24 protein-coding genes, 1 tRNA gene and 1 pseudogene are annotated in these 24,167 nt (G+C 40.2%); 14 read left to right on the forward strand and 12 right to left on the reverse strand.

Annotated elements, in window-relative coordinates; translation table 11 throughout:
- The first annotated feature begins 73 nt into the window (after positions 1–73).
- Positions 74–643: a phage integrase N-terminal SAM-like domain-containing protein gene (locus tag QZ562_RS04310; RefSeq protein ID WP_293757272.1), complete on the forward strand. Its 570-nt coding sequence runs from the start codon at positions 74–76 to the stop codon at positions 641–643.
- On the opposite strand, the gene QZ562_RS04315 is transcribed toward QZ562_RS04310, so the two are convergent.
- Positions 549–1,730, reverse strand: a complete 1,182-nt coding sequence (locus QZ562_RS04315) for an NAD(P)/FAD-dependent oxidoreductase (RefSeq protein WP_293757274.1) — start codon at positions 1,728–1,730, stop codon at positions 549–551. The two genes, QZ562_RS04310 and QZ562_RS04315, sit on opposite strands and share 95 nt — an antisense overlap.
- Positions 1,731–2,402: 672 nt before the next feature.
- Between QZ562_RS04315 and QZ562_RS04320 the strand changes: the two genes are divergently transcribed.
- On the forward strand, positions 2,403–3,254 hold the full coding sequence (locus QZ562_RS04320; protein WP_293757276.1) for a LysR family transcriptional regulator: 852 nt from the start codon (positions 2,403–2,405) through the stop codon (positions 3,252–3,254).
- Between the two features lie 337 nt (positions 3,255–3,591).
- On the opposite strand, the gene QZ562_RS04325 is transcribed toward QZ562_RS04320, so the two are convergent.
- From QZ562_RS04325 to gmk, 8 genes are all read right to left on the reverse strand, one after another.
- The gene (locus QZ562_RS04325; protein ID WP_293757278.1) at positions 3,592–3,765 is read right to left on the reverse strand and encodes a hypothetical protein; all 174 of its coding nucleotides are present in this window, start codon (positions 3,763–3,765) and stop codon (positions 3,592–3,594) included.
- Positions 3,766–4,518: 753 nt separating this feature from the next.
- Positions 4,519–5,343 (reverse strand): class I SAM-dependent methyltransferase, encoded by an 825-nt coding sequence (locus QZ562_RS04330; RefSeq protein WP_293757280.1) that lies wholly within the window; start codon positions 5,341–5,343, stop codon positions 4,519–4,521.
- Positions 5,336–7,411 carry an ATP-dependent DNA helicase RecG gene (gene recG, locus QZ562_RS04335; protein WP_293757282.1) on the reverse strand — a complete coding sequence of 692 codons (2,076 nt, stop codon included), beginning with the start codon at positions 7,409–7,411 and terminating at the stop codon, positions 5,336–5,338. The genes QZ562_RS04330 and recG overlap by 8 nt, the downstream gene beginning before the upstream one ends.
- A 177-nt stretch (positions 7,412–7,588) precedes the next feature.
- A complete protein-coding gene (locus QZ562_RS04340) occupies positions 7,589–8,221 on the reverse strand; it encodes a peroxiredoxin-like family protein (protein ID WP_293757284.1) in 633 nt (210 codons plus the stop codon).
- Between the two features lie 471 nt (positions 8,222–8,692).
- Positions 8,693–9,079, reverse strand: coding sequence for a RidA family protein (locus QZ562_RS04345; protein WP_293757286.1), 387 nt, complete (start codon positions 9,077–9,079; stop codon positions 8,693–8,695).
- Between the two features lie 50 nt (positions 9,080–9,129).
- Positions 9,130–11,244, reverse strand: coding sequence for a bifunctional GTP diphosphokinase/guanosine-3',5'-bis pyrophosphate 3'-pyrophosphohydrolase (spoT, locus tag QZ562_RS04350; protein ID WP_293757288.1), 2,115 nt, complete (start codon positions 11,242–11,244; stop codon positions 9,130–9,132).
- A gap of 119 nt (positions 11,245–11,363) precedes the next feature.
- Entirely contained in the window at positions 11,364–11,633 is a 270-nt protein-coding gene (gene rpoZ / locus QZ562_RS04355) for a DNA-directed RNA polymerase subunit omega (RefSeq protein WP_293757290.1), read from the reverse strand.
- 103 nt (positions 11,634–11,736) lie between these two features.
- Positions 11,737–12,381 (reverse strand): guanylate kinase, encoded by a 645-nt coding sequence (gmk, locus tag QZ562_RS04360; RefSeq protein WP_293757292.1) that lies wholly within the window; start codon positions 12,379–12,381, stop codon positions 11,737–11,739.
- A gap of 145 nt (positions 12,382–12,526) precedes the next feature.
- On the opposite strand from gmk, the gene cyaY reads away from it, so the two are divergent.
- The 11 genes and pseudogenes from cyaY to QZ562_RS04415 all read left to right on the forward strand — a co-directional run.
- Complete coding sequence (gene cyaY, locus QZ562_RS04365) at positions 12,527–12,844, forward strand: iron donor protein CyaY (RefSeq protein WP_293757294.1); 318 nt, start codon at positions 12,527–12,529, stop codon at positions 12,842–12,844.
- A gap of 47 nt (positions 12,845–12,891) precedes the next feature.
- The gene (locus QZ562_RS04370) at positions 12,892–13,563 is read left to right on the forward strand and encodes an alpha/beta hydrolase-fold protein (protein ID WP_293757296.1); all 672 of its coding nucleotides are present in this window, start codon (positions 12,892–12,894) and stop codon (positions 13,561–13,563) included.
- A 441-nt stretch (positions 13,564–14,004) separates the two neighbouring features.
- Positions 14,005–14,475: a YHS domain-containing (seleno)protein gene (locus tag QZ562_RS04375; protein WP_293757298.1), complete on the forward strand. Its 471-nt coding sequence runs from the start codon at positions 14,005–14,007 to the stop codon at positions 14,473–14,475.
- Between the two features lie 138 nt (positions 14,476–14,613).
- The gene (locus QZ562_RS04380; RefSeq protein WP_293757300.1) at positions 14,614–15,009 is read left to right on the forward strand and encodes a DUF2914 domain-containing protein; all 396 of its coding nucleotides are present in this window, start codon (positions 14,614–14,616) and stop codon (positions 15,007–15,009) included.
- 193 nt (positions 15,010–15,202) lie between these two features.
- The gene (gene hemC / locus QZ562_RS04385; protein WP_293757302.1) at positions 15,203–16,132 is read left to right on the forward strand and encodes a hydroxymethylbilane synthase; all 930 of its coding nucleotides are present in this window, start codon (positions 15,203–15,205) and stop codon (positions 16,130–16,132) included.
- Positions 16,133–16,135: 3 nt separating this feature from the next.
- Positions 16,136–16,891, forward strand: coding sequence for a uroporphyrinogen-III synthase (locus tag QZ562_RS04390; RefSeq protein WP_293757304.1), 756 nt, complete (start codon positions 16,136–16,138; stop codon positions 16,889–16,891).
- Positions 16,892–18,250 (forward strand): uroporphyrinogen-III C-methyltransferase, encoded by a 1,359-nt coding sequence (locus QZ562_RS04395; RefSeq protein ID WP_293757306.1) that lies wholly within the window; start codon positions 16,892–16,894, stop codon positions 18,248–18,250.
- A 2-nt stretch (positions 18,251–18,252) separates the two neighbouring features.
- Positions 18,253–19,443: a heme biosynthesis HemY N-terminal domain-containing protein gene (locus QZ562_RS04400; protein ID WP_293757307.1), complete on the forward strand. Its 1,191-nt coding sequence runs from the start codon at positions 18,253–18,255 to the stop codon at positions 19,441–19,443.
- Positions 19,430–20,479, forward strand: a complete 1,050-nt coding sequence (locus QZ562_RS04405; RefSeq protein WP_363315319.1) for a 3',5'-cyclic-nucleotide phosphodiesterase — start codon at positions 19,430–19,432, stop codon at positions 20,477–20,479. The genes QZ562_RS04400 and QZ562_RS04405 overlap by 14 nt, the downstream gene beginning before the upstream one ends.
- 321 nt (positions 20,480–20,800) lie before the next feature.
- A tRNA-Arg gene (locus QZ562_RS04410) sits at positions 20,801–20,877 on the forward strand.
- A 664-nt stretch (positions 20,878–21,541) separates the two neighbouring features.
- Positions 21,542–21,652, forward strand: a pseudogene (locus QZ562_RS04415) (IS6 family transposase); the annotation flags it as partial.
- Positions 21,653–21,831: 179 nt separating this feature from the next.
- Here the strand turns inward: QZ562_RS04415 and QZ562_RS04420 are convergent.
- The gene (locus QZ562_RS04420) at positions 21,832–22,242 is read right to left on the reverse strand and encodes a HipA domain-containing protein (protein ID WP_293757309.1); all 411 of its coding nucleotides are present in this window, start codon (positions 22,240–22,242) and stop codon (positions 21,832–21,834) included.
- Between the two features lie 367 nt (positions 22,243–22,609).
- Here QZ562_RS04420 and QZ562_RS21220 point away from each other — a divergent pair, with 367 nt between their 5' ends.
- Positions 22,610–22,777, forward strand: coding sequence for an MbcA/ParS/Xre antitoxin family protein (locus QZ562_RS21220; protein ID WP_363315320.1), 168 nt, complete (start codon positions 22,610–22,612; stop codon positions 22,775–22,777).
- A gap of 358 nt (positions 22,778–23,135) precedes the next feature.
- On the opposite strand, the gene QZ562_RS04425 is transcribed toward QZ562_RS21220, so the two are convergent.
- A complete protein-coding gene (locus QZ562_RS04425) occupies positions 23,136–23,825 on the reverse strand; it encodes an RES family NAD+ phosphorylase (protein ID WP_293757311.1) in 690 nt (229 codons plus the stop codon).
- The coding region (locus tag QZ562_RS04430) for an antitoxin Xre-like helix-turn-helix domain-containing protein (protein ID WP_293757313.1) at positions 23,809–24,167 on the reverse strand (359 nt) is incomplete at its 5' end. The genes QZ562_RS04425 and QZ562_RS04430, both read right to left, overlap by 17 nt.

Below are 24,167 nucleotides of genomic sequence, written 5' to 3' on the forward strand. Positions count from 1 at the left end.
ACGAGCCGCTATTATTGGACAAATCAAATAATACTGTCTATATATACAGTATTATTTATCGCAAAGAAGTCCCATGAACAAATCTCCTTTTATGCAACATATCATCGAAACTATGCGTGAAAAACGTTATGCCAAACGTACCATAGAGGCTTATATCTATTGGATGAAGTTCTATATTAATTTCCATAATAAGCAGCATCCTGCTCAGCTAAACGATAGTGATGTTGAAGCATTTCTGAATTTTCTAGTTAATAAAAGAAAAGTGGCTGCACAGACTCAAGCCGGTGCATTAAACGCGCTGAGCTTTTTGTATAAAGTCATTATTGAAAAACCATTAACACTAAAATTAAATTTTGTGCGCAGCCAACGCCAACAAAAGCTACCAGTGGTGTTAACCGTTGACGAAGTTAAACATTTACTTGAACAAATAAGCGCCAATTACTATTTGACTGCAAGTTTATTATACGGCAGCGGATTAAGACTAATGGAAGCCACTAGACTCAGGGTAAAGGATATCGATTTTGTCTCCATTTACCATCCAATGAAAATCAAACCACCTGCCCAGCCACCCAGCCACTTGACCAAGCCCACTGAAAGTTATATCCGCCTAACCAACCCGTCACATCCACCACTTCTCCAATAAAATACAGACCTTCTACATCCTTCGCCATCATGGTTTTGGATGAGAGTTGATCGGTGTCTACGCCGCCTAATGTGACTTCGGCTGTGCGATAACCTTCGGTGCCATTGGGTTTAAGTTGCCATTGATGAAAGGCTTGGGCGGCTTGTTCTAGTTGTTTACCTTGGTACTGTTTTAGAGGTTTATTTTCAATGCCTAAGTACGGCAATGCGGCTTGCACATAACGTTTTGGGTAATGGCTAGCCAGCGCTGTGCTTAGTTGAACATCGGGCTGTTCTTGAAGTGCTTGCTCTAAGTCAGCCAACAAATCACCATTGGGAAATAAGTCAAATTCAACCGCTTGGCCTGGCTCCCAAAATGAAGATATTTGTAATACTGCAGGGCCACTTAAGCCACGATGCGTAAATAGAATACTTTCGTTAAAGCTAGTATTGTTGCAGCTAGCGTTGGCATCTAACGAAATACCACTTAGTTCAGCCAACACGTTTTTGTCTTGTTCGTGCAAAGTGAAGGGGACTAACCCAGCTCGAGTAGGTTTAACGCTTAAGCCAAATTGCTCAGCCACTTTGTAACCAAAAGGACTCGCGCCAAGTTTTGGCATAGATAGGCCGCCTGAAGCTATCACTAGGGATTCGCATTGATACTGGCCTTTCGCTGTATCGAGTATATATCCTGTCTCAGTTTTTACGATTGAGAGTATTTCACATTGATTTGATACAGTAACATTGGCTTTTTCACATTCAGATAGCAGCATCTTTAATATATCTTTAGCGCTGTCGTCACAGAATAATTGCCCTAACGCTTTTTCGTGGTAGGCGATACCGTAGTCGGCAACTAAACCAATAAAGTCCCATTGGGTATAACGGCTTAATGCTGATTTACAGAAATGTGGGTTATCAGATAGAAAATTTTCATGACTGGCGAACATGTTGGTAAAGTTACAGCGCCCACCACCTGACATCAGGATCTTTCCTCCTAAACGTTTAGCATGATCGAGTACGACCACATCTCGGCCACGTTTGCCTGCTTGTGCCGCACAAAATAAACCTGCGGCACCTGCGCCAATTACAATTACATCTACGTTTTTCAATTCATTTCCTATTGACTACCACACCTCGATTTTAGTGCTGAATTATAAGGCATTAGCTCGTTCTTATTAAGTGCTAATCCGAAATTCGTTGCTCAATAAATAAGGATCGATAGATATGTCAGATACTGAGTAAATAAAGTACAAATTAATTGGCTTTAGGGCGCATATTTATGATGGATTAATCTCATGTGAAGTTCTATCAGTCAATTATCTGCGGCTAACATGACCAAAAACAGTTAGGAGGGTCCAATGGTAAAAATGTGGTCACTTATTTTGACCCACAAGACAACAATTCATAATGCTATCGGAAAAGCATCAAATCGTGTCGATATCGTCAAAGGAGTACATAATTTTGTTTTGGCATAACTTGATATTGTAATCAAATCTTTTAATGCATTCGGGATGTGTTGATATTAAATCTATACACATGTTAGTTAGGCAAACACATTTTTTGAAAAGGACTTTGTTAAGCAACATCTGCCAGATATTACAACTTTTATTAGGCTTGTGAATATATTCCGTACTAAAGTATTTTAATCGCTAATGACAAATAAGTTGTAGCTAAATTCATCACTCAATAGCAATATGACTGACTATTTTTGTTTGGTGTGTTTTTGGATCCTTAGCATTATTAAGGTATTAAAATAAACCTTTACTATTTTGTGATTTTTTATGGATATTCGATTTTTAGTGACGTTTATGGAAGTAGCGCAAACCAGACATTTTGGTAAAGCTGCTGAAAATTTATATTTGACTCAGTCAGCTGTCAGCGCCCGAATTAAGCAACTTGAAGAATATTTTAATGCGGCACTTTTTGTTCGTAATAGAAACAGTTTGCAGCTCACCACTGCGGGCGAAAAATTACTGCCTTTTGCTGCGTCACTCGCCGCTACACTCGAACAAACTCGCGCTGCAATGAATGAGGAAAATACTCAGTATTTGAGTATTGCAAGCACGCCCAATGCTTGGGATATGTATTTAAAGAAAAATCTAGATGACATGAATGCTCACCTCGATGATGTGTCATTAAGAGCAGAAATATGTAACAACGAACAGCTGAGTCGTATGGTTCACGAGCGCAATATAGACTTGGCAATAACAACGGTGCCTTTTAAATCTGACGATGTGGACATACTCGAACTAAGTGCGTCAGTGTTGTCGCTCTATTGTTCTGCATCGTTGGTTGAAAAACCATTTGGGCGTCATTATATTTCGCTGGATTGGGGTATAAAAGCTAATGAAATAATAGAAAAAAGTTATCCAGATATAAAAACGGCTGGGATCCGCACTGCCTCGTTGCAAGTGGCTTTGAATTACCTGTCTACCAATGAAAGTGTTATTATTTTACCTGATGAAATTGCACAATCTTTGGTTGATACGGGTGAATTGGTGATGCTTAATTCTTTAGCGCCACTGTGTGTTAAGTGTTATCTGATATATTTGAAACAAACAAAAAGTACCAGGTTAGGGCAATTTATTGAAGTGTTTAAACAGCGGGTAAAAAAAAATAAATTCGCCAAATAAATTCGCCAATAAGAACGTATAGTTGAACGTACGTTAGGTTTTTCTAATATTGACGTTAGCTCAGTTTGAGGAAAGTTTAATAACTTTTTAAATCTAATTCCTCGTTGATACATTTCAACATCAATACTCTTAAATTTTTGACCTTACTAACGTCTTAATTTGCCGACTCAATGCAATTTTGCTTGAGTTCGGCAATCAGTTTCTTTTGGTAGAGGGTGCTCGTCAGCTATAGTGACTAATAACAATAGATATCAAGTTAACGATAACTTTTTTCGTCATTTACATCATATTCATCAATTTCATTATTTACATCATATTCTGAATATTTGACCAGCTGTTAATGTAAGTCGGCGGATTGTCGAAGTCTTTCTTCGGCTCTTAGTTTGGATTTTTTCTTGCTTTTATTTGAATTAAGCTTCAACTCATCGCTGTATTCAGCATTAAATCTATGCTTTTCAGCACCATTAATTGTCTCATCATCATTTTTTTTTAAATGAAATTTTTTGCTCATTACTTAGTCCAGAAAAGGGGTGATTTAAAAGGGTGTGAGTATTGTTGTGCATGTTAGGCCGATTTCCAAAATTGGAAAACAAAATAATTTTTTCTTAAAGAACAAAAAAATTAATGGAAGTATCAGAGCAAGAACAATCCAATCTGTTCACAAACACAACAGATCTGCCCGGTTGTTAGCTCATAGATTTTTTCATAAAATAGGGTTTTATAGACAATATTTAGGGCAGATGTGGCTTTAGTTGCATAAGCTTAGCGTTACAGATCACCAAATCGCCCAGTACTGAGATAATCTGTGCTTTAGAGTATATTTAACACGGCTGGTGGTCGAGAAGTGGTTGATGATTTTGACACTGGTTTTTGTCTTTCTTTTATTTTCACTTATTCTTGGCTTAAAAACACAAAGTAGATGACTTTGTGTTTTTAACACATCACACATCGACAAATGAACTGAAATTATCGTCAACCTGCCTGCCCAGCAAGTCAATAAACTTAAATTGAAGGTGGCACGCCTGCTAGCTCCATAACGGTTAAGCAGATTAAAGGTTTTATGAGTATTCTATATTTTCTCACATTATGCGGTTTATCGTTTAGGCAACTAATTTGAAAATGACTCTTTAAACCAATCATTGAGTCGCTTTTTTATAACCTAATCAGTTATTTTTATATCCGAGGGATTGAACGTTCATCAAAGAGTTATTTCATGATATTTTGTTGTTGCTGCCGAATGGCTGTTAGTAGAGCGTAAAAACTCTTATACATTTATATTTTGAATAAGATAAACATCAAAACGATTAGCTTTACCCAACATTTCAATGTGTGGTTTTTTACCTGCCAAAAATGGCGCACCAGAAGGGCGTTTTACCACTACCCGTTTTTTTGCTAGCGCTAAAGCCGGTTCAAGTAATAGGTCTGCGTCTTCATCTGGCCCAAGTAACTGTTGAAATAAACGCATTTCTTTTTTAACTGCTGCGTTTTTTTTACGATGAGGAAACATAGGATCAAGGTACACCACGTCTGGTTTTTTATGGGACCAATCAGTTAATAATTCTACTGCTATGCCATGGAATAATTGCATTTTTGCTGGCATCCAAGCACTCAATTCAGTATCACAAGCTGCCCTTTTTAACCCATCTTGCAGTAACGCAGCAACAACAGATGAGCGTTCAATCATATCAACAACACAACCTAAACTGGCAAGTACAAATGCGTCTCGTCCCAAGCCCGCTGTAGCATCTAGAACGTGCAGGCTGTCTTTGCCCTTTAAACCAATAGCTCTAGCAATGGCTTCTTTTTTACCGCCGCCATGTAAACGTCTGAACGTTAGGGCATCCGATGCAAAGTCGACTTTCACTGCACCTACTTTGGGTTCGTCTAGTTGACGCAGTTCTAAGTGTGATATTTGTTGCACTAGCGCTAAACCTGAGTCGATATCAGCACTATAATTTAGCCCCCACTTTGTCGCAGTTTGTTGGGCTAGTAGAATTAATTCTCCATCCGCGTGCATGGGTACAGTGACGGGTACACTATTTGTAACAGCACCAGGCATAACAGCACCAGGTATAACAATATCAAGCATGGCCATAATGTCCTTTGTTACCTAACCAACGATTTACTATGGCTTGAGCGTTTGCTGGATATTGGTCCCATAAATGGTTTGCAATATTTTGTACCTGAGGGATAAGCTCCGCATCACGAATGAGATCAGCAATTTTCAAATCAGCTAATCCAGTTTGCTTGGTACCTAACAACTCCCCAGGGCCACGAATTTCTAGGTCTTGCTGGGCAATATAAAAACCGTCGTTGGACTGTCTGAGAACAGATAAGCGTTTGTTTGCTGTCTTGGATAAAGGGCTTTGATACATCAATACACAATGGCTTTCTATCGAGCCACGACCCACACGTCCGCGTAGTTGGTGTAATTGCGCAAGTCCTAAACGTTCTGGGTTTTCTATTATCATCAGGCTGGCATTAGGGACATCGACACCCACTTCAATCACGGTAGTGGCTACCAATAAGTCCAGCTCACCTGCTTTAAAATCTGCCATGATTTGTTGTTTTTCATCAGATTTAAGTCTGCCATGTATTAAGCCCACTTTAAGTTCTGGCAATGCGCTGCGTAACAAAATCGCAGTATCTTCCGCGGCTTGGCTTTGTAGAAATTCAGATTCGTCGATTAATGTACACACCCAATAGGTCTGTCTGCCTTGCTTAACACTGACGTCACGAACTCGGCTAATCACTTCATCACGGCGGTTATCAGGTAAAACCACCGTTTTAACGGGTGTTCTACCTGGAGGTAATTCGTCAATAATCGAGGTGTCTAAATCTGCATAGGCTGTCATAGCAAGTGTGCGCGGAATGGGTGTGGCAGTCATAATTAATTGATGAGGAAATGCGCCTTGAGATTCACCTTTTTCACGCAGTGCCAAGCGTTGCTGAACACCAAAGCGATGTTGTTCATCCACAATGACTAAAGCTAAGGATGAAAAAATAACGGCTTCTTGAAAAATAGCGTGCGTGCCAACTAACATCTTTACTTCATTATTGGCTAATTGAGTCAACACTCTTTCTCTGACTTTACCTTTTAACTTTCCTGCTAACCAGCCTACTTCGATTCCCAATGGTTCAAACCACTGCCGAAAATTATTGAAATGCTGTTCAGCTAATAGTTCGGTAGGTGCCATAAGTCCCACCTGATAGCCTTTGCCGATAGCCGATAATGCTGCCATCGCGGCGACGATAGTTTTACCTGATCCTACATCGCCTTGTATCAAGCGCATCATAGGGCAATTCTGTTGCATATCGTGTTGTATTTCCCCAACGACACGTTGTTGGGCACCCGTAGGCTTAAAGGGTAGATTTTTCAAAAACTGATTGAGAAAATTAGTATTCGGTTCGATAGGAAATGTAGCTTGTTGCCGACTTTGTTGCCGCACTTCTAATACACTCAGGTGGTGTGCTAATAACTCTTCCATAACTAAACGTTGCTGAGCGGGGTGTTTACCTTCCTCAAATAACGACATGGTCACATCAGGTGGAGGTCGGTGAACCAAATGTAAGGCTTCAACTAAACCAATTTGATGTTGGTATAAACCTTCTGGTAATAAGTCAGTTAGGCCACCGTTGCTCAAAAGTTTTAGTGCTTGCTCGCTTAAATTACGCAGTGTAATTTGTTTCATACCCTCAGTGGCGGGGTAAACAGGCGTGAGTGACTCTTGCATAGCGAGGGGATTATCGAGATTAATCGACTTATACTCTGGGTGCATGATTTCTAGACCATATTTCCCAGCCTTTACTTCACCAAAACAGCGAACAGTACTGCCTACTTCAAGATTGCTTTTTTGTGCTGCAGAAAAATGAAAAAATCGTAACGTTACCGTACCTGTGCCATCACTTAACCTAGCCACCAACATACGTTTACGACCAAATTGAATATCACATGACATCACTTCACCTTGAATGCTGGTATGCAGATGAGGTTGTAATTCTGAGATGGGGTAAATGCGCGTGCGGTCTTCGTATCTATGAGGCAAATGAAACAGTAAGTCTTGCACAGACACAATGGCTAACTTCGCTAATTTTTCCGCAGCTTTGGCGCCCACACCTTTTAGTTCAGTGACGGATGTCTGAGCTAGGCCTTTCATAACCAACACGTTAGTCTTGATGAGTTATATCGATATACAGGGGTAGTCAGAGTAGCCAACAAATATAGGTCCAGATCATCACAAATTTATGGTTCTGAGTATACTCGAAGATTTAATAGAATTACGCAATGTTTAGTGAGTCGAATGATATCGACCCACTAAACAACATAATATCTTCTATAAAGACAACTTCGCAGCCTGATAGAGTAAATCTGGCGAGATGCGTGTTTTAATATCCGGGTTAACGTAACTAAATAGCACCTTGCCCTTGGTATCTAAAATAAAAACTGCTGGGGCAGGTAACACTGCTGTACCTGAGGTTTTATCGCTGGTTAAGCTGATGTCCCACTTCGATTTGTATGTGGTGCGTTGTTCGTCTGGTACGTAAAAGCCAATACCAAAACCACTGATAGCCTCTAAGTCAGGATCAGCTAATAATGTAACTGAAAATTTGGTTTGTAACTTTTGCTGTTGTAATTGAGCGGGTGTTTCAGGTGAAATAGCTAAAATTTGATAACCTAACTCGTCGAGTTGACCTTCGATGTTTTTTAAACCAGACAGTTGACGGTTACAATAAGGACACCAACCGCCGCGATAAAAAATCAATACTGTCGGCTTTTGCATAGTTAAGGCTTTAAGACTTACCGGATCACCATCAACAGTTTGTAATGTGCTGTTAGGTACTGTTTGACCAATTAATAGCGGTGTGACGTTTTCTGCCGTATCAGCTATTTGGGTTCTGTCTAATGCATGAGTTTGTAACGCAAGTATCAATATGGATAACGTTAATCCGATTTTAAAAAATTTCATAGAAGGTCTCTTAGTTATAGCTAAATAAGTTAAATTAGGATTTTATACCTCACCAAATTAGACCCGTAACCTAGGTGTTACATTTCAAATTATTATTGCCCAACTATTATTGCCCAACTATCAATGTAACCGTTAACAGGGTGTCGCTCCTTGGTCTGCTCTCTGGTAATAAAATTACCAACCGCGTCTTCAAGACACAAATTTTTTAGAATAAACCCAGTTTTTGCCGCTCAAAGTAATGCTTTGCGGATTTGTGGTTTTTTATCCCGAAATGCGTGCACTTCATACACATCAACAACATCACAACTGCGCAAGATGGCAGAGATAATATGCGGAATATGCAGTTGTTCTAAACATAAGGTTAGGCTGGATTAACATAGGCTAAGAAATTGCCTGATCCGAGCATAACGCTCGGGGGACATAAAGGTGCCTGCTGGCATAGAAGATCGTATTTGAACATTGAGTAATAAATTACTCAGGTAGCTCCATCACACCGTCTATTTCAATTTGTACACCTTTAGGCAACGCGCTTACTTGCACTGCTGCCCTTGCTGGATAAGGCTGATTGAAATACTGACTCATTATTTCATTCAAGGTAGTGAAATTAGATAAATCAGTTAGAAATATATTTACTTTTACAAGATGTTTGGTTGAGCCACCGGCCGCTTCGCATACGGCTTGTATATTTTTGAATACTTGATGAGACTGTTCAGAAAAGTCTTCAGAAATCACCTGCATAGTTTCCGGCACCAGGGGAATTTGTCCTGAAATATAAATGGTGGTGCCGCTCTTAATCGCTTGGCTATAAGTGCCGATAGCTTGTGGCGCTTTGTCGGTTTGAATAACGGACTTTGACATAATAATAACCTTTGTCTATGTGTGAATGGATAAGTGAACTAAGGAAGGCCCTAATTCTGCTTTGCTTGGCTATGCCTAGATACCCGTTGTACTTCTGGCATGGTTCGGATCTTTCGCATAACGTTGGCTAGTTGAAGACGATTTTTGATAGTTAGCTCAATATCAATATAATAAACGTTGCTTACTTTCTCTTCAGTTTGTAACCCAACAATGTCTGAATCACAACTCGCAACAGTGTTGGTTAATGTCGCCAAGGTACCTTGATGATTAACTAATTCGATGCGCAATGCGGCATTAAAAGTGCCTAGTACATCATCGCCCCATTGCATAACTAACACTCGGTGGGGTTCTTCTCTACTTAATCTGCGAATATTACTGCAACCGGTTTGATGAATGGCCATACCACGGCCCGGACTTAACACCGCCACAATTTCGTCATCAGGGATAGGATGGCAGCAGCGTGAGTAGGACACTAACAAACCCTCCGTGCCACGAATAGCGACCTTGCTTTGTTTATCAGATAAATCAGTATTTTCACCTAACAAGCGCCTAGCGACGATTGCGCTGAGTTCGTTACCTAAACCTATATCCGCCAACAATTCTGAGAAACTGTTATGTTTAGTTTCCGTTACGACACGTTCAATATCTTCTTGAGGTACCTTATCCAGTTTTACGCTGCCTAAGGCATGTCGAAGGAGACGAGTGCCCATAGTCACGGCTTCTTCAGAGCGTTGGGTTTTCAAATATTGACGAATATGTGAACGAGCCTTAGCGCTGACCACAAAATTTAGCCAATTTGCATTAGGTTTGGCTCTGGGCGAGGTAATAATTTCAACTGATTGGCCATTTTCTAGTGGTTTGCTTAGTGAAAATGTGCGTCTTTCTACTTTTACACCCACACAAGAATTACCTACATCGGTATGTACCGCATAAGCAAAATCGACTGCAGTCGCACCTAAAGGTAATTCAATAATGCGACCATTAGGGGTAAATACATAAATTTCATCTGGGAATAAATCTGTTTTCACATTTTCAACGAATTCGAAAGATGAACTGGCGCTTTGTTGCAATTCTATTAATGACTGCATCCATTTGCGTGCTCGCACCTGAGCAGTAGTGTCGTTATTATCTTTGCTATCTTTGTATAACCAATGAGCGGCGACACCTTTGTCAGCCATTTGATCCATTGCTTGAGTACGAATTTGTATTTCAACTGGGATACCGTGAGGTCCAATAAGCGAAGTATGCAATGATTGGTAACCATTCGTTCGGGGAATAGCCACATAATCTTTAAAACGGCTTTCTATTGGTTTATACAAACCATGCATCGCACCTAAAGCTCGATAACAATGATCAACAGAGTCTACTACCACTCTAAAAGCATAAATATCCATCACTTCATTGAACATCAATTCTTTGTTTTTCATCTTGCGATAAATCGAATACAGATGTTTTTCGCGCCCTGTAACAATCGCATTTAAGCCAACAGCGGCTAAACGGGTTTCCACTTCTTTACGAGTATTTTCGATGACTTCTTTACGGTTACCCCGAGCTTGTCTAACTGCGCCACCTAGCGCTCGGTATCGCAATGGATACATGGCTTGAAAACCTAATTCTTCAAGTTCATTTTTGATTTCGTGAATACCTAAGCGATGGGCTATAGGAGCATATATTTCTAATGTTTCGCGGGCAATACGACGACGTTTATCGGGACGTAACGAACCCAAAGTACGCATGTTGTGGGTGCGATCAGCTAATTTAATCAGGATGACTCGAATATCCTGAACCATTGCCATCATCATCTTTCTAAAGTTTTCAGCTTGAGCTTCTTGGCTGCTGCTGAAGTGGATTTTTTCTAGTTTGCTTACCCCTTCAACCAGTTCACCGACTGTTTCACCAAATTGCGCACTTAAATCAGCTTTATCATGATGAGTATCTTCGATTACATCATGTAGTAAAGCTGCCATTATAGTTTCATGGTCAAGGCGCATGTCAGCTAAGATACCAGCGACAGCGACAGGATGAGTAATGTAAGGGTCACCACTGGAACGCATTTGTCCACTATGAGCGTTTCTGGCTAAAATGAAGGCACGTTGAATATCCGCTACTTTGTCGAGCGGTAGATAGGCTTCAAGCTTTTGTTTTAAACCTTCAAAAAGATACACACTAAACACTTATAAAATAGAAGATATCTTAAGAATACGGGGAATCTGGCGGGAAGCCAACGGCTAAACATCATATTGATGAAAAGCCGCTAAAAAACTCATAAAAATGGTCAGAATTTTTATTCTTGTAGAATATTTGCTACAGAAGCATATTCGGCTTGATCTTGTGCTTGTTGATCACGCACATTTTCAGCTTCTAACGTATCAGCAGTCACTAAACCAAGTTCAATTTCACGAAGTGCAATTACAGTGGGCTTATCTGTACCACGTTCTACTAGTGGTTCTTTGCCTTCGATAGCAATTTGGCGAGCACGACGAGCAGCCACTAAAACCAAATCAAATCGGTTGCCAATTTTATCTACAGCATCTTCAACTGTTACGCGGGCCATAATGATCTCCGTCGGGGGTAATATCGAAAAAAGGTCGCATAGTGTACTGGCTAACGTAGCAGTTTAAAAGCTATTTGAACTATAAATGATCGTAAAACGATAATTATGATCCCAATAAATTATTAAATAGCTGCTGGTACCGAATAATCTGTTTTTCTTTACGTAAGCGGCGAGTGATCACTATCGCATCTAGCTCAGATAATGCGGCAGAAAAGTTATCGTTCACCACAATAAAATCGAATTCATGATAATGAGATATTTCTGATACGGCTTTGGTCATACGTTGCTCGATAATCTCGGTTGAATCTTGTCCCCGCTCAGTCAATCGTCTTTTTAGTTCTTCTTTTGAAGGTGGAGCAACGAAAATGGTCGCAGTGTCGGGTATTTGTGCTTTTACCTGACGAGCGCCTTGCCAATCGATATCTAGGAATACATCAATACCTTGCCGCAGAGTATGCTCTATGACTACCTTAGATGTACCGTAATAATGTCCAAATACTTCTGCATGTTCAAAAAAAGCACCTTGATCAATCAATGATTCAAATTCTGTGCGATCCACGAAATGATAATGCACTCCATCAATTTCACCGGGTCGTGATGCCCGCGTGGTGTGTGATATAGATACTTGCATAGCATTATTATGCGCGTCTGAAGAAAGGTGTTTTTCTAACAACGCTTTGATTAAACTTGATTTTCCCGCACCAGATGGCGCTGCCAATATAAATAAATTTCCGAGAGTTTGAGGCATTTTTTTATCTTTTAGTGATTAATTATTATGTCGCTAATGATTAGCAATGTTAGCATAATCTTATTATATGAAATATGTCGCAGTAGACCAGTGATAAAACAATCATTAAATTCTACCATCAGATAATTAAACGGGTGAAAGCAATATGAAAGATAGCCAATATCATCAAATGACCGATGACCTGTTAATCGACATTGAAGAAATGCTCGACGAATGTGAAGTCGATATCGATTATGAATCAGCGAGCAGTATACTCACTATGGTTTTCATTAATGGTACAAAAATCATTATTAACAAACAGCCTCCTTTACAGCAGTTATGGGTAGCGACTAAATTTAATGGCCATCATTTCAGTTTTCAGGATGACCAATGGATAGACGAACGCACAGGAGTAGAGTTTTGGTCGTTTTTGGATGCCGCGGTGTCTAAACAAGCCGAACAAGCTATTACTCTTAAAAAATAGCCTTAGAAAATAAGAAAATAAGCCAATAACCCAATGAGATAACATCTATGAGCGAACACGCTTTACCCTATGTTGAAGTTAATCCTAAAAGTCAGGCAAGAGCCACAGTCATATGGCTTCATGGTTTAGGGGACTCAGGTAATGGTTTTGCCCCTATTGTGCCTGACCTAAAATTACCTAGTGAACTGGGTATTCGGTTTGTTTTCCCCCATGCACCTATGCGACCTGTGACCATCAATAATGGTATGACAATGCGCGCTTGGTATGACATTACCAGCTTGGATTTTAATAACAGAGCAGATAGTCAAGGTGTGAAAGAGTCATCCGATTTAGTTGCCGATTTAATTAAAAAAGAAATTTCTCAAGGTATTCCGGCAAATAAAATTGTTTTGGCAGGCTTTTCGCAAGGTGGTGTCATTGCTTTGAACTTAGGCACGCGCTTCGAAAAAACCTTAGCTGGTGTGATGTCTATGTCCAGTTATATGAGTGAGCCAGAAAAGCTTAGTACTGAGGCACACGATGCAAATAAAAATACGCCAATATTTATAGCACATGGCACCCATGATGATGTAGTACCTATCTTTATGGGCAGCACCGCGTTCAAAGTGTTGGAAAGTAACGGGTATCAAGCAACTTGGCATGAATATGCGATGCAGCATAATGTGTGTTCGCAACAGTTAGATGATATTTCAAGCTGGTTACAAGAAAAATTATGCTGAGCTATGTAGATGTGTTGTGTATTTTTTGATTTCGATGGCGCATTTGTAGAATAACGGCAAGACTCAGAGGTTAAGGTATTTGTGATAAGAATTAGTTACTGGCCTTCTAAGTTGGGTTGGAAAAATTTATAGCTAATACCGAGGCATAACCACTTTCAGTATTGGCAAACATAATCTGTTTGTCTGAAGCAGAAAAATTCTGCCTGACGCTTACTTGAAATATTATCTGTGGTGAGTAAAAATCCAAATAAAGAATCGCCATGAGAATAATTGATGTATGTGCAACAACCCACCTTTATTTTTTGACCGATGGCACATAACAAAACATTCTTGAGAGTAAGCCACATTATAAATTTGATTGAAATTCAATTTATAATGAAAGAATAATCCACCTCATCCGGTTTAATGCAGCAATGATATTATTATTAAACGGAGAAATTAATGAATAAGTTTGTGAAATACCTCAGTATCGTTATATTTACACTTTTTACGTTACCAGCTTTTGCCCTCAGTGACGCAGTGAACACAGGCATATTTAACGATACCGCGATTGATGGTTACGACACGGTTGCCTATTTTACCGAAAATAAACCGGTTGAAGGAAATAAGAAGTTTCAATTTTTATGGCGTGATGCCAATTGGCGTTTTGCTAGCCAAAAGAATCTAAACTTGTTTAAACAAGACCCTGAAATGTATGCCGCTCAGTACGGTGGTTATTGCGCATGGGCCATGGCTGGTGGAAAAACTGCTGGGATTGATCCTCAAGCTTGGCACATCGAAGATGGAAAGTTATATTTAAATTATAATAAAAGTGTGCAAAAGGATTGGTTTACGACCATGGAAGCAGACATCGTTTCTGCAAATAAAAATTATCCCGAAATTACTGACGTGAGCAAATTCCAAGGTAACTAACCATACTTTTAAAAGCAATAAGCCCGTTAACCCGGGCTTTTTTTTGTCTGCATAAAAGTGCAAAGTAACTACCTAGTCATTACGTAATAAGTACATAGTAAGTACCTAGAGCGTTTAATAAGACAACCGGAGAACGTCATGAAAAAATTCACTCAACTATTGATTATTTTATTGTTTGGTATATTCAGCCAATTTTCATCTGCACAAGTTGAACGCAGTCAATTGACCAGCAATATAATAAACAAAGAGCCCACCGATAATCTTGAAGGTATCGTGCAAGGTCAAGACAACGAAATGAAACGCCTTTATTTTTTTACGCAAATCACTGGACTAGAAAACAAGCAAATTATTCACCGCTGGTTGTATGAGGGAAAAGAAAAAGCGGCGGTGATTTTGAAGATAGGCGGTGATCACTGGCGCACTTATTCAAGTAAACGTGTGCCGAGGTACTGGCAGGGAAAATGGCAAGTACAGGTATGGCAAGGTGACTTATTGCTAATCAGTCACCACTTTGAGATGAGTTATCCAGATTAAATATGAGTAACAATAACGCCACACTTTTGCGTAACTGAAAAAAGTGTCGAGATGAGTGATTTAGTACAGTGCTAAAAAATAATTGGGGTTACAACACTTTTTGCCCTCACTCAAAATATGTCTTTAGCCAAGCACTCACACCAGTTATCTTTCTGATAACATAGACATCGTTATTTTTTGTTCAGGAAGTTTTATGTCAACACGCATTATACGTATCGCCACACGCAAAAGTGCCTTAGCTTTGTGGCAAGCTGAATACGTGAAAGCGGCGTTACTTAACGCCCATAATAATTTACAAGTAGAGCTTGTACCTATGAGCACTCAGGGTGACAAGATTTTAGATACCCCGTTAGCTAAAATTGGTGGTAAAGGTTTATTTATAAAAGAATTAGAAGTGGCAATGACTGAGGGTCGGGCTGATATCGCGGTGCATTCTATGAAAGATGTGCCTATTGCTTTTCCTGATGGGTTTGGCTTACATGCCATCTGTAAACGTGAAAACCCTTTTGATGCATTTGTATCCAATCATTTCGATTCAATTGAAGAATTACCATTAAATGCTGTGGTAGGTACATCTAGCTTGAGACGTCAGTGCCAACTACGTAGATTCAGACCTGATTTGGTGATTAAAGACTTGCGCGGCAATGTGAATACCCGATTAGCTAAATTAGATGCGGGTCAATATGACGCTATTATTTTGGCTGCGGCAGGTTTGATCCGATTAGGTATGCGCGAGCGGATCCAGTCTGAGATGCAGCCTGAATTATCATTACCTGCTGTAGGACAGGGCGCGGTAGGCATCGAATGTCGTAACGATGATGCCGATTTAATTGCGCTGTTAGCGCCTTTAAATCACCTTGAAACATCTATCAGGATAAGAGCAGAGAGGGCTATGAACGCTAAATTAAATGGCGGCTGCCAAGTACCTATTGGAAGCTTTGCAGAATTAGATGGCCAATATATTACTTTACGTGGTCTGGTTGGTTCAGTAGACGGTAAAGTGATGTTACATGCAAAACAAACCGACATTCTAGAAAATGCTCAGCAGTTGGGCGAACAGGTTGCAGAAATGCTACTTGACCAAGGGGCGGAGGAGATACTCAGTGCTTTGCAAGCCGATTAGTCCGTGACATTTTTACTCCTTAGGCCTCAAGCAAAATGCCAAGCCAGTGCACAGGCATTTAAACAGGCCAACTTATCTGCAGTGGCATGTGGTCTGATTGATACGGTTGTCGATGATGACGCTATTGGGCACTTACCTGCAAAAATATCTGAATTGTGGAGCCTTGCTGAGCAAAATATCTATGTCATAGTAACTAGCACAGTCGCTGCTCAACAATGTGTGTTGATGAAAAACCAATGGCCAAGTAATATCTGTTTTTTTGCTGTGGGTGCCAGTACAGGGCGTATTTTAGACGATGCAGGTCTTGCTGTTGTTGTTCCACAAGAAGCCAGAACAGAGGGTCTGCTTGCCCTTCCTCAGCTTAATCATGTTGATAATCAAAGTGTCATTATTATGAAAGGTTTTGGTGGCAGAGAATTACTCCATGACACTTTGACCACCCGTGGTGCCAAAGTCACAGAGTGGGAGGTGTATAAACGGATCAAATTAGACTCGCCTGTTTCCACACAAGACTGGCGTGCAACGCAAATTCGTTGCATTATTGCTACAAGTGGTGAGGTTATCCAGGCAGCCTTTGATTATTTTGAAGTGAATTGGCTGCAAACATTAAACTGGATAGTGGTTAGCCAACGAACCGCAGAAATAGCATCTAAAATGGGCGTTACCCAGATAGACATAAGCCGTGATGCCAGTGATCAGGCACTTATTCAATGCGCACAAAAGTTGGTTACCCGCGCGAGACATTCTTCGGAGTATTAAATGGCAGATAGTCAGGACAAATTAACCCCGTCAAATGAAGCAAAACTTACAGAGTTGAAAAAACAAGAGTTGGTAAAACAACAGTCAGAAAAACAACAGTCAGAAAAACAACTACCGAAAGAAAAGACTGCGAGTACCTCAGAAAAAAAAGAGCAGGCTGTAGCCTCAACGAGTAAAAAAGTAGACAAAGTAGCAACTAAAATTGGCGACACCTCAGTGAAAGAAACGAGCTATAAAAGCGACAAAAATACGGCTGCTTCTCCTCCCCGTAACCCGACTAATGGCACGACAGGAAAGACCGGTGTGTTATGGTTTTTCACTGTGATTAATTTATTGGTACTGATGGTTATAATCGGTACCGCTTATTGGGCATGGCTGCAGTGGCAAACACAAAGTCAGCAACAAGCTACTGTTTTAGCCGCTCAGCAAACGAGCATGGACCAACAGCAGACAAGTATGCTTGAGCAACAAGACGATATCGCTGAATCTATTGCTGCTAACCAATTAGCGAAAGGTGATTTGGAACAACAAAATCAGGCTATACAAACCAGCATTGTAAGTCTGATTGAACAACTTCAGCTCACTAGTGAGCAAGTGCAAACCAATCAGAATAATTTGGCAGATGTATCGGGGCGAAGACCTGCTGATTGGCTATTGGCCGAGGCCGATTACTTAATCCGTATGGCAGGGCGTAAGCTTTGGTTAGAACATGACGTAAAAACTGCCATCATGATGTTACAGTCTGCCGATAGTCGCATTCAAGATCTGGACGACCCTAGTTTGTTACCCATTCGGGAAAGACTAGCAGTGGACTTACAGAACCTGCAGCAAGTCAATCAGGTTTCAACCAGCTCTATTGCATTAGCCTTAGGTGCCATGCTCAAACAAGTAGATAACTTGCCTTTGGTCTTCTTTAAAAGACCTGATGCAGAATTAGTGGATGAGACTGTCACAGACTCTATCGATGACTGGCGCTCCAATTTTGCTCGTAACTGGCAAGAGGCAACAAAAAACTTTTTTAGCTTTAAAAAAGTTATTACCGAAATCAAACCTTTTATGACTGAACAGCAACAATGGTTAACCAAAGAACAACTTAAGTTCGCCTTGATGCAAGCACAAATTGCAGCGTTGAAAGAAAACACCACGCTCTATCAACAGTCGTTACAAACGGCCTTTAGATTATTGATAGAGTCCTTCGATACTGAAAAAGATAAAGTGAGTCAGTTCACTAACAGCCTGAGTAACTTGCAACAGACAGAGTTTGAACAGTCCTACCCTGAGCAGTTTAACGTGTCTGCTCCGCTGCAAGATGTAATTGAACAACGCTTAGATAGACGCTTTGTTAACGGAAATAACTAATCATGAGCCAACTAATTAGAGTTTTCATTGTACTGGTTATTTTACTGATCGCCTTAGTTGTCGCCGCAATAATGTTTGACGACAGTGGTTATGTGATGGTCGAATTTAACGGCTGGGTAGTTGAGATGAATGTATGGTCACTCAGCTTGTCATTGATTGCTATTTTTGTTGGCTTAATGTTAGTTAACCTTATTGTTAAATCCTCGCTTGCAGTCGTTTCTGGCTCGAAAAGTTGGTTAGGCAACTGGGGTGATCGTAAAAAGCAAAAAGTCTTTACCGCCGGTTTGATAGCCTTGGCTGAAACCAATTATCTACTTGCCAGAGAAAACTTGGACAAAATCACCAATGAAGATTTTGATGGGATCAATTTGTTAGCCGCAGCCGAAGCCGAAGTACAACTGGGTCAACCTGAACAAGCAAAACATTTTTGGCATATGGCAACGACTTACGAAAAATCTGCGTTAGCAGCTAATTTGTTTTTAATTCGTGATGCTATACAACATCACCAGTCAGATAAAGCGATGACACTTATTCATAATTTAAGTGAAAAACAACAAACACAAACTGCTGTATTAAAACTCTGGGCGCAAGCATTGAGCCAAGCAGGTAGATGGCAAGAATTACAAGACAAACTCAAAAGTTGGAAAAAATCCCTAGGCAGTGACTACGAACCTTTGATGCAACAAGCATCAAAAGGACACTTTGCTGAAGTCGCCAGTAAAGAGGGCGCTAGCCAACTCAAACAAAATTGGCAGGCGTTACCAGGAGCCACACGTAAAGAGCCTGCGCAACAGTCAGCTTATATTCAGCAGTTAATTGAGCAAGGCATGCACACAGACGCTTTAGAAGCCCTGGTAGAATATCAAAAGTCTGTTCCTCATCCACTTTTGATACCGCTGTTTAAACAAATTAAATTACCCAATCCTGCGGCAGCCATTAAAAAACTGGAGGGCTGGCTGAAACAAGATCACTTGAATGTGGATTTGTTTTCCGCTTTGGGGCATATCGCACATAACTCAAACGACAAGGTATTGGCTGAAAAAGCACTCAGTAAAGCTATTAAATTAGGTAATCGCCAAGAAGATTTAATGCTTATGGCCACTATTAAAGAGTCACAAGATAATCATATTCAAGCATTACAATTGTATAAACAAAGTATGGCGTCAGGTGCTAAATATTTTGCAGAAAAATAACCTGACTAGGCGAATATCCGCTATACAGTTATTGTGTTTAAGCTGGCTGGTTATTTTTTTTAGTGGTCAGCTTCAGGCCGATAATGTAATCAGTAAAACAGGTACAAAAAAACCTGCTTTTGAACTAGTAGTACTGGGTGACACAGGAGGCATTCAAGACGGTAACCTGAGCGCTTTTTTATTACGTGACATAAATGAACAACATTATATAAGCTTAGATGCGGGCACGTTAGTGAACGGAATAAACATAGCTCAGCAACACAATGCTTTTGCTGACTTAACCGTTATTCAAGATCCGCAGTGGAGCACCACAGGCAATATTTTACGCCAGCATGTAAAAGGGTATTTGATAAGTCATGGGCACTTGGATCATGTAGCAGGTTTACTGATTTCATCCCCTGAAGACAGTGCTAAACCCATCTACGCATTACCATCGGTGAATCAAACCTTGATAGACACCTACTTTAACTGGAAAGCATGGGCCAACTTTACTAACAAAGGGTTACCCCCACGCCTAAACCAATACCAACTCGTGGATTTAGTTCCTAAGCAAAGTCAGACCATTACCGATACCTCATTAAAGGTGACCGCATTTAGTCTCAGTCATCCTTTAGAATCTACCGCCTTTGTAATAGAAAAAGACCAAGACCTGTTCGTTTATTTAGGTGACACCGGACCCGACCAAGTTGAAAAGCAAGGTAAACTAAAAGCGTTATGGCAGTATTTAGCACAGCAACTCCAACACAAACATTTGCGAGGCTTAGTCATAGAAGTTTCATTTACCAATCAACGGCCTGACAACCTATTATTTGGTCATCTCACTCCAAAATGGTTAATTCAAGAACTGACACAGTTCCATACATTAATTGACGACAAATCAAAAATAAAAGACCTACAAGTGATTATTAGCCATATCAAATACACCATGAAAAACGGACCTGATCCTCGAGAACAAATTAAACAACAACTCAACCAAGGCAATCTCCTAGGATTTAAATTTGTACTTGCCACTCAAGGTCAACGATTACATTTGTAAATCAATGCCAATCAATGTCAATCAAGTAAGGAATAAATTTAAATAACATTGGAAAACCTAGAGATTTTCATTAGAATCGGCGCTCGCTTAAACAAGCGACCAAGTTGTTGTATATATGACGTATCTTTTAGGTTAGTCAAAAACATGTTCTTGATGAGTGTTACACTACGCCACGGCGGAAATTAGACATCTTTATCAAGCTGTTTAGTTAGTACTGCGGCATAAAAGCACTGGCTTAATCCACAAGATAAAGCAAAGTCTGCGCCGCCAATTAGTAACGTTTTAATCTGCATCAGTTCAGCACATGTAAAGTTTATCAATGCACCCGTAGCTCAGTTGGATAGAGTATCGGCCTCCGAAGCCGAGGGTCGCGCGTTCGAATCGCGCCGGGTGCACCACCTTATCTATATGTCATCAGTTAATTCAACATATCCAAAATTCTCATAATCCAGCATTAATACTGGGCACGCACCCTGCCTAGTTGAACGCGTTCGTTTGACCAAAATGTCGGGAACATTTTGGGACAGCTTCAGCTGTTCGCAAAGCGACAAAGTACAGGACATACTTTGCAATCCGCCTGGTGCACCAATTTTAAAAACTTTAATCGGTAGTAAATACTTACTAAATTTAATTTGTGACCAGATTGTGACCAAGGTAAAAATTATCCATCTTATTTAACACGCTTTTTATCTCTTACCCATATTGTCAAACCATCAGTCTTTTTCATTTCAAATAGGTCGATCGCAGCAAACAGGGATCGCCATAAAGTGATTTAAGTTAAATGGACGAAACTTTTAGTTTTCAAGATGACATCTCTTAACTGCATCAATAAGCGCTCCTTGTTAACAAATCGGTGGTCAACTAAACAACCATAGCTTTATCGCATCCATATTTTGGATGATCATCTGTTGTGCTCTGGGATCGGCCGCAACTAAATTGATGTCTATTCGCATCATCTGCATAAGGGTATTGTCACGAGAACGAGCAGATTCAGATACGTACGATAATCAGAGCATGAAAAATACTAATATTTATGCCAGATATCGCTATCCACTCCAAATTATCAGTCACACTGAGTGGTTTTATCATAGATTTATCCTTAGCTTCCGTGACATCGAAGAATTTCTGGCAGCAAGAGGTATCTCCTTCAGCTACGAAACCATCAGAAACTGGAGCTATAAATTAGGCCAAAGGTATTGTAGCCAAATTAGGAAGAACCGAGGGAATGTAGATTAAGTGATCTTCCTCTAAATATGTAGACACTTCTTTGACTTGTAAACAACACATATGGGATCCACTACTTTGGCGGTTCTATGTACCTTTGTTCACTACCCATTATGACTAGCTGTTTATCACAACTTTTTGGCCGCTTGTTTTCTCAGACCGGAAAAGATGGCCTCTGCGATATAGGCTGGAAAGTTATTCGTCATTTTACCTTCGACTTTAGCAATGGCGCTTTCAACATTATCAATAAAGTATTCGTAGTGGGATATAGCTTTATCTATAGGGTACTTTAGATGCTCGGCAGTCGAAACAAAATGACGAGGCTGAATATTGCTCCACTTCCAATGGGTGTTTCTGCCTTTTAGAGACATCGCCATTTTGATCTTTTGTGGCTGTAAGAATTTTTTCGACATCACAGGAAACGCTGACAAGATGTCATATAGTGGTGTCATGCGGTATCGGTTTTCAGGCTCTAAGAATACGCTGAAATTCTTACCATGACCGTCAATAGCAGCGATTAACCAAGTACCTCCTGACATGAAAGAGAATGAATTTTAATCTCAAATGTGAACCAATATTTTGCCAAATGTGGGCGTCAAAACGGCAACTAAAGTACAGTATATGTTTTCGCGGGGGCCTATATTGGTTGTTTTCAACCTCTATTTTCAACGACTATTTTCAACCACTATTTTAAGCATTTTCTGTGGCGTGACCGTCACCATCGGTGTTAATCGTTGTAAATCGGCATGTTGCCGAGTTTCTTTGAAAGCCTCTATATACGTGAGTTTAACGTTTTTCGCCGGGGTACACCGCTTAAAACCTTTTCGCCGTGGCGCTCAGATTTACAACAATCCCAATCGTCTAAGTAGTGCTTCAGCACAACACATTTTGCAATTAAGTCATTTAATGTGCATCACAACCACTTATTTTGGCTCAGTAAGTAGAGCAAAAAAATGGTTCGCTCAAAATAACATCGTTCTCGACGCAAAACCGATCGAACTGTGCAGTACCGCCCAAGGTATTAAACAAATCGAAAATTCGATCATGAGACTTACACATGGCATGACTGCTTAAGTAATAAAATATGGATTTTGTATGACTTTAAATGGCACAGACTGTGTAAAAACTCCAATGAACATATTAATCACGCAATGCTTCGTAAAATGTGTATTTGATTGGTTAGAAAATTTAGTCGGATTTTAATGTAGAACACATATTCACATCAATTTTTGTTCAAATGTTGGTTTGAAAATAGTTTTCACATAGCCTGGACACAAACTTCACCGTCAGGTCTAACGTTCGACTATCCGGTATTAGGCTCATAGGAGCCAGTCGGTCACTAGCTAAGAAGCCTGCGAAAGTATGATACTAAATTGTCAATCTACAGTTGGGAGACAGAACAGGTCTCTAGTTTTACCAGTATGTCTGGTTGCTATAAGCAAACTTTCGATACACTAAGTACGTTTACAATTTTATTCTCTTTCTTTCGCCACTGATATTTAAAATGTTCTGTTTGTACAGGTAGGCTGAGCGCTTTTGGATTGAACACCGCGACACATTCTCCACCAACATGTCGAACACTGTTATAAACCAAACCATCAGTTCCGTTATCTCGCATTCTTTTCGCAAATGATTGGGGGATGGCGTAATCCTCTTCATCGTGCAGTCCATTAAATGCAATGCCGCGTATATCGTGCAAAGGTGACACCACGCGATTCACGTAGCAGCGCATCGTAATTTCAGTGTCTGGCTCATTTGTCCGTCTTAAGAAATTTTCACGATGAAATACCGTCTCTTTTATGGCTGTGTTTAAGTATTTGGCGCCATAGTAAACGCCGTAATTCGTACCGTCTGTAAACCGACTTGGTATTCCTATATGGGTAAAAGCCGCCATGACTGGAGTCGAGCCCACACCGCTTATACGTTGCTCCAACGGCACTAAGTTTAAGTCGCCCACTTCTTGTCTTATACGATCATTCGTCAATGATTCAATTGCATAGGCCATATCGAGATCGTCAGGGTCAACCACTTCTTCGAACAAACCTATAGGGGGGAACTGACTGGGAATAAGCCTGTGCAGCTTATCCCAATCTAATATGACAGTATCAACCACGTTGAGCATCCAAATAACGCCTTGTTTCTAATAACTGCATCATGCTTCCCTTGGCCATATAGTCCAGAGCAGATAGGCCATCAAATGCCTCATTCTCTTTAGTAGGCCATGCATCGGCTTGCTCTCTGGTGGGGAATAGCACACCTAATGCTTTGTAAATGCCCATGATGTAAGAGCAGCGTTCAAGCGTGTCTATTGATATCGTGCTTGCCTCACCTTTTTTCCATTTATAAAACGTACCTTGAGAGGGAAAGCCCAATAAAGCTATTTGTGTTTGGTTTTTTACGACCCACTTCTCCATAATGTTGAAAAAGGTTTTCAGAGCGACGGATGCAGCTTTTTGTTTATCCT

Origin of the sequence: uncultured Paraglaciecola sp. (genome assembly GCF_913058035.1) — a bacterium.
Taxonomy (GTDB): Bacteria; Pseudomonadota; Gammaproteobacteria; order Enterobacterales; family Alteromonadaceae; genus Paraglaciecola.

What these genes read in the sequence shown, in the direction of transcription:
- QZ562_RS04310 (WP_293757272.1), top strand. Translation starts at nt 74, where the DNA reads ATGAACAAATCTCCTTTTATGCAACATATCATCGAAACTATGCGTGAA.
- QZ562_RS04320 (WP_293757276.1), top strand. Translation starts at nt 2,403, where the DNA reads ATGGATATTCGATTTTTAGTGACGTTTATGGAAGTAGCGCAAACCAGA.
- QZ562_RS04325 (WP_293757278.1), bottom strand. Translation starts at nt 3,765, where the DNA reads ATGAGCAAAAAATTTCATTTAAAAAAAAATGATGATGAGACAATTAAT.
- QZ562_RS04330 (WP_293757280.1), bottom strand. Translation starts at nt 5,343, where the DNA reads ATGCTTGATATTGTTATACCTGGTGCTGTTATGCCTGGTGCTGTTACA.
- recG (WP_293757282.1), bottom strand. Translation starts at nt 7,411, where the DNA reads ATGAAAGGCCTAGCTCAGACATCCGTCACTGAACTAAAAGGTGTGGGC.
- QZ562_RS04340 (WP_293757284.1), bottom strand. Translation starts at nt 8,221, where the DNA reads ATGAAATTTTTTAAAATCGGATTAACGTTATCCATATTGATACTTGCG.
- QZ562_RS04345 (WP_293757286.1), bottom strand. Translation starts at nt 9,079, where the DNA reads ATGTCAAAGTCCGTTATTCAAACCGACAAAGCGCCACAAGCTATCGGC.
- rpoZ (WP_293757290.1), bottom strand. Translation starts at nt 11,633, where the DNA reads ATGGCCCGCGTAACAGTTGAAGATGCTGTAGATAAAATTGGCAACCGA.
- gmk (WP_293757292.1), bottom strand. Translation starts at nt 12,381, where the DNA reads ATGCCTCAAACTCTCGGAAATTTATTTATATTGGCAGCGCCATCTGGT.
- cyaY (WP_293757294.1), top strand. Translation starts at nt 12,527, where the DNA reads ATGAAAGATAGCCAATATCATCAAATGACCGATGACCTGTTAATCGAC.
- QZ562_RS04370 (WP_293757296.1), top strand. Translation starts at nt 12,892, where the DNA reads ATGAGCGAACACGCTTTACCCTATGTTGAAGTTAATCCTAAAAGTCAG.
- QZ562_RS04375 (WP_293757298.1), top strand. Translation starts at nt 14,005, where the DNA reads ATGAATAAGTTTGTGAAATACCTCAGTATCGTTATATTTACACTTTTT.
- QZ562_RS04380 (WP_293757300.1), top strand. Translation starts at nt 14,614, where the DNA reads ATGAAAAAATTCACTCAACTATTGATTATTTTATTGTTTGGTATATTC.
- hemC (WP_293757302.1), top strand. Translation starts at nt 15,203, where the DNA reads ATGTCAACACGCATTATACGTATCGCCACACGCAAAAGTGCCTTAGCT.
- QZ562_RS04395 (WP_293757306.1), top strand. Translation starts at nt 16,892, where the DNA reads ATGGCAGATAGTCAGGACAAATTAACCCCGTCAAATGAAGCAAAACTT.
- QZ562_RS04400 (WP_293757307.1), top strand. Translation starts at nt 18,253, where the DNA reads ATGAGCCAACTAATTAGAGTTTTCATTGTACTGGTTATTTTACTGATC.
- QZ562_RS04420 (WP_293757309.1), bottom strand. Translation starts at nt 22,242, where the DNA reads ATGTCAGGAGGTACTTGGTTAATCGCTGCTATTGACGGTCATGGTAAG.
- QZ562_RS21220 (WP_363315320.1), top strand. Translation starts at nt 22,610, where the DNA reads ATGTGCATCACAACCACTTATTTTGGCTCAGTAAGTAGAGCAAAAAAA.
- QZ562_RS04425 (WP_293757311.1), bottom strand. Translation starts at nt 23,825, where the DNA reads ATGCTCAACGTGGTTGATACTGTCATATTAGATTGGGATAAGCTGCAC.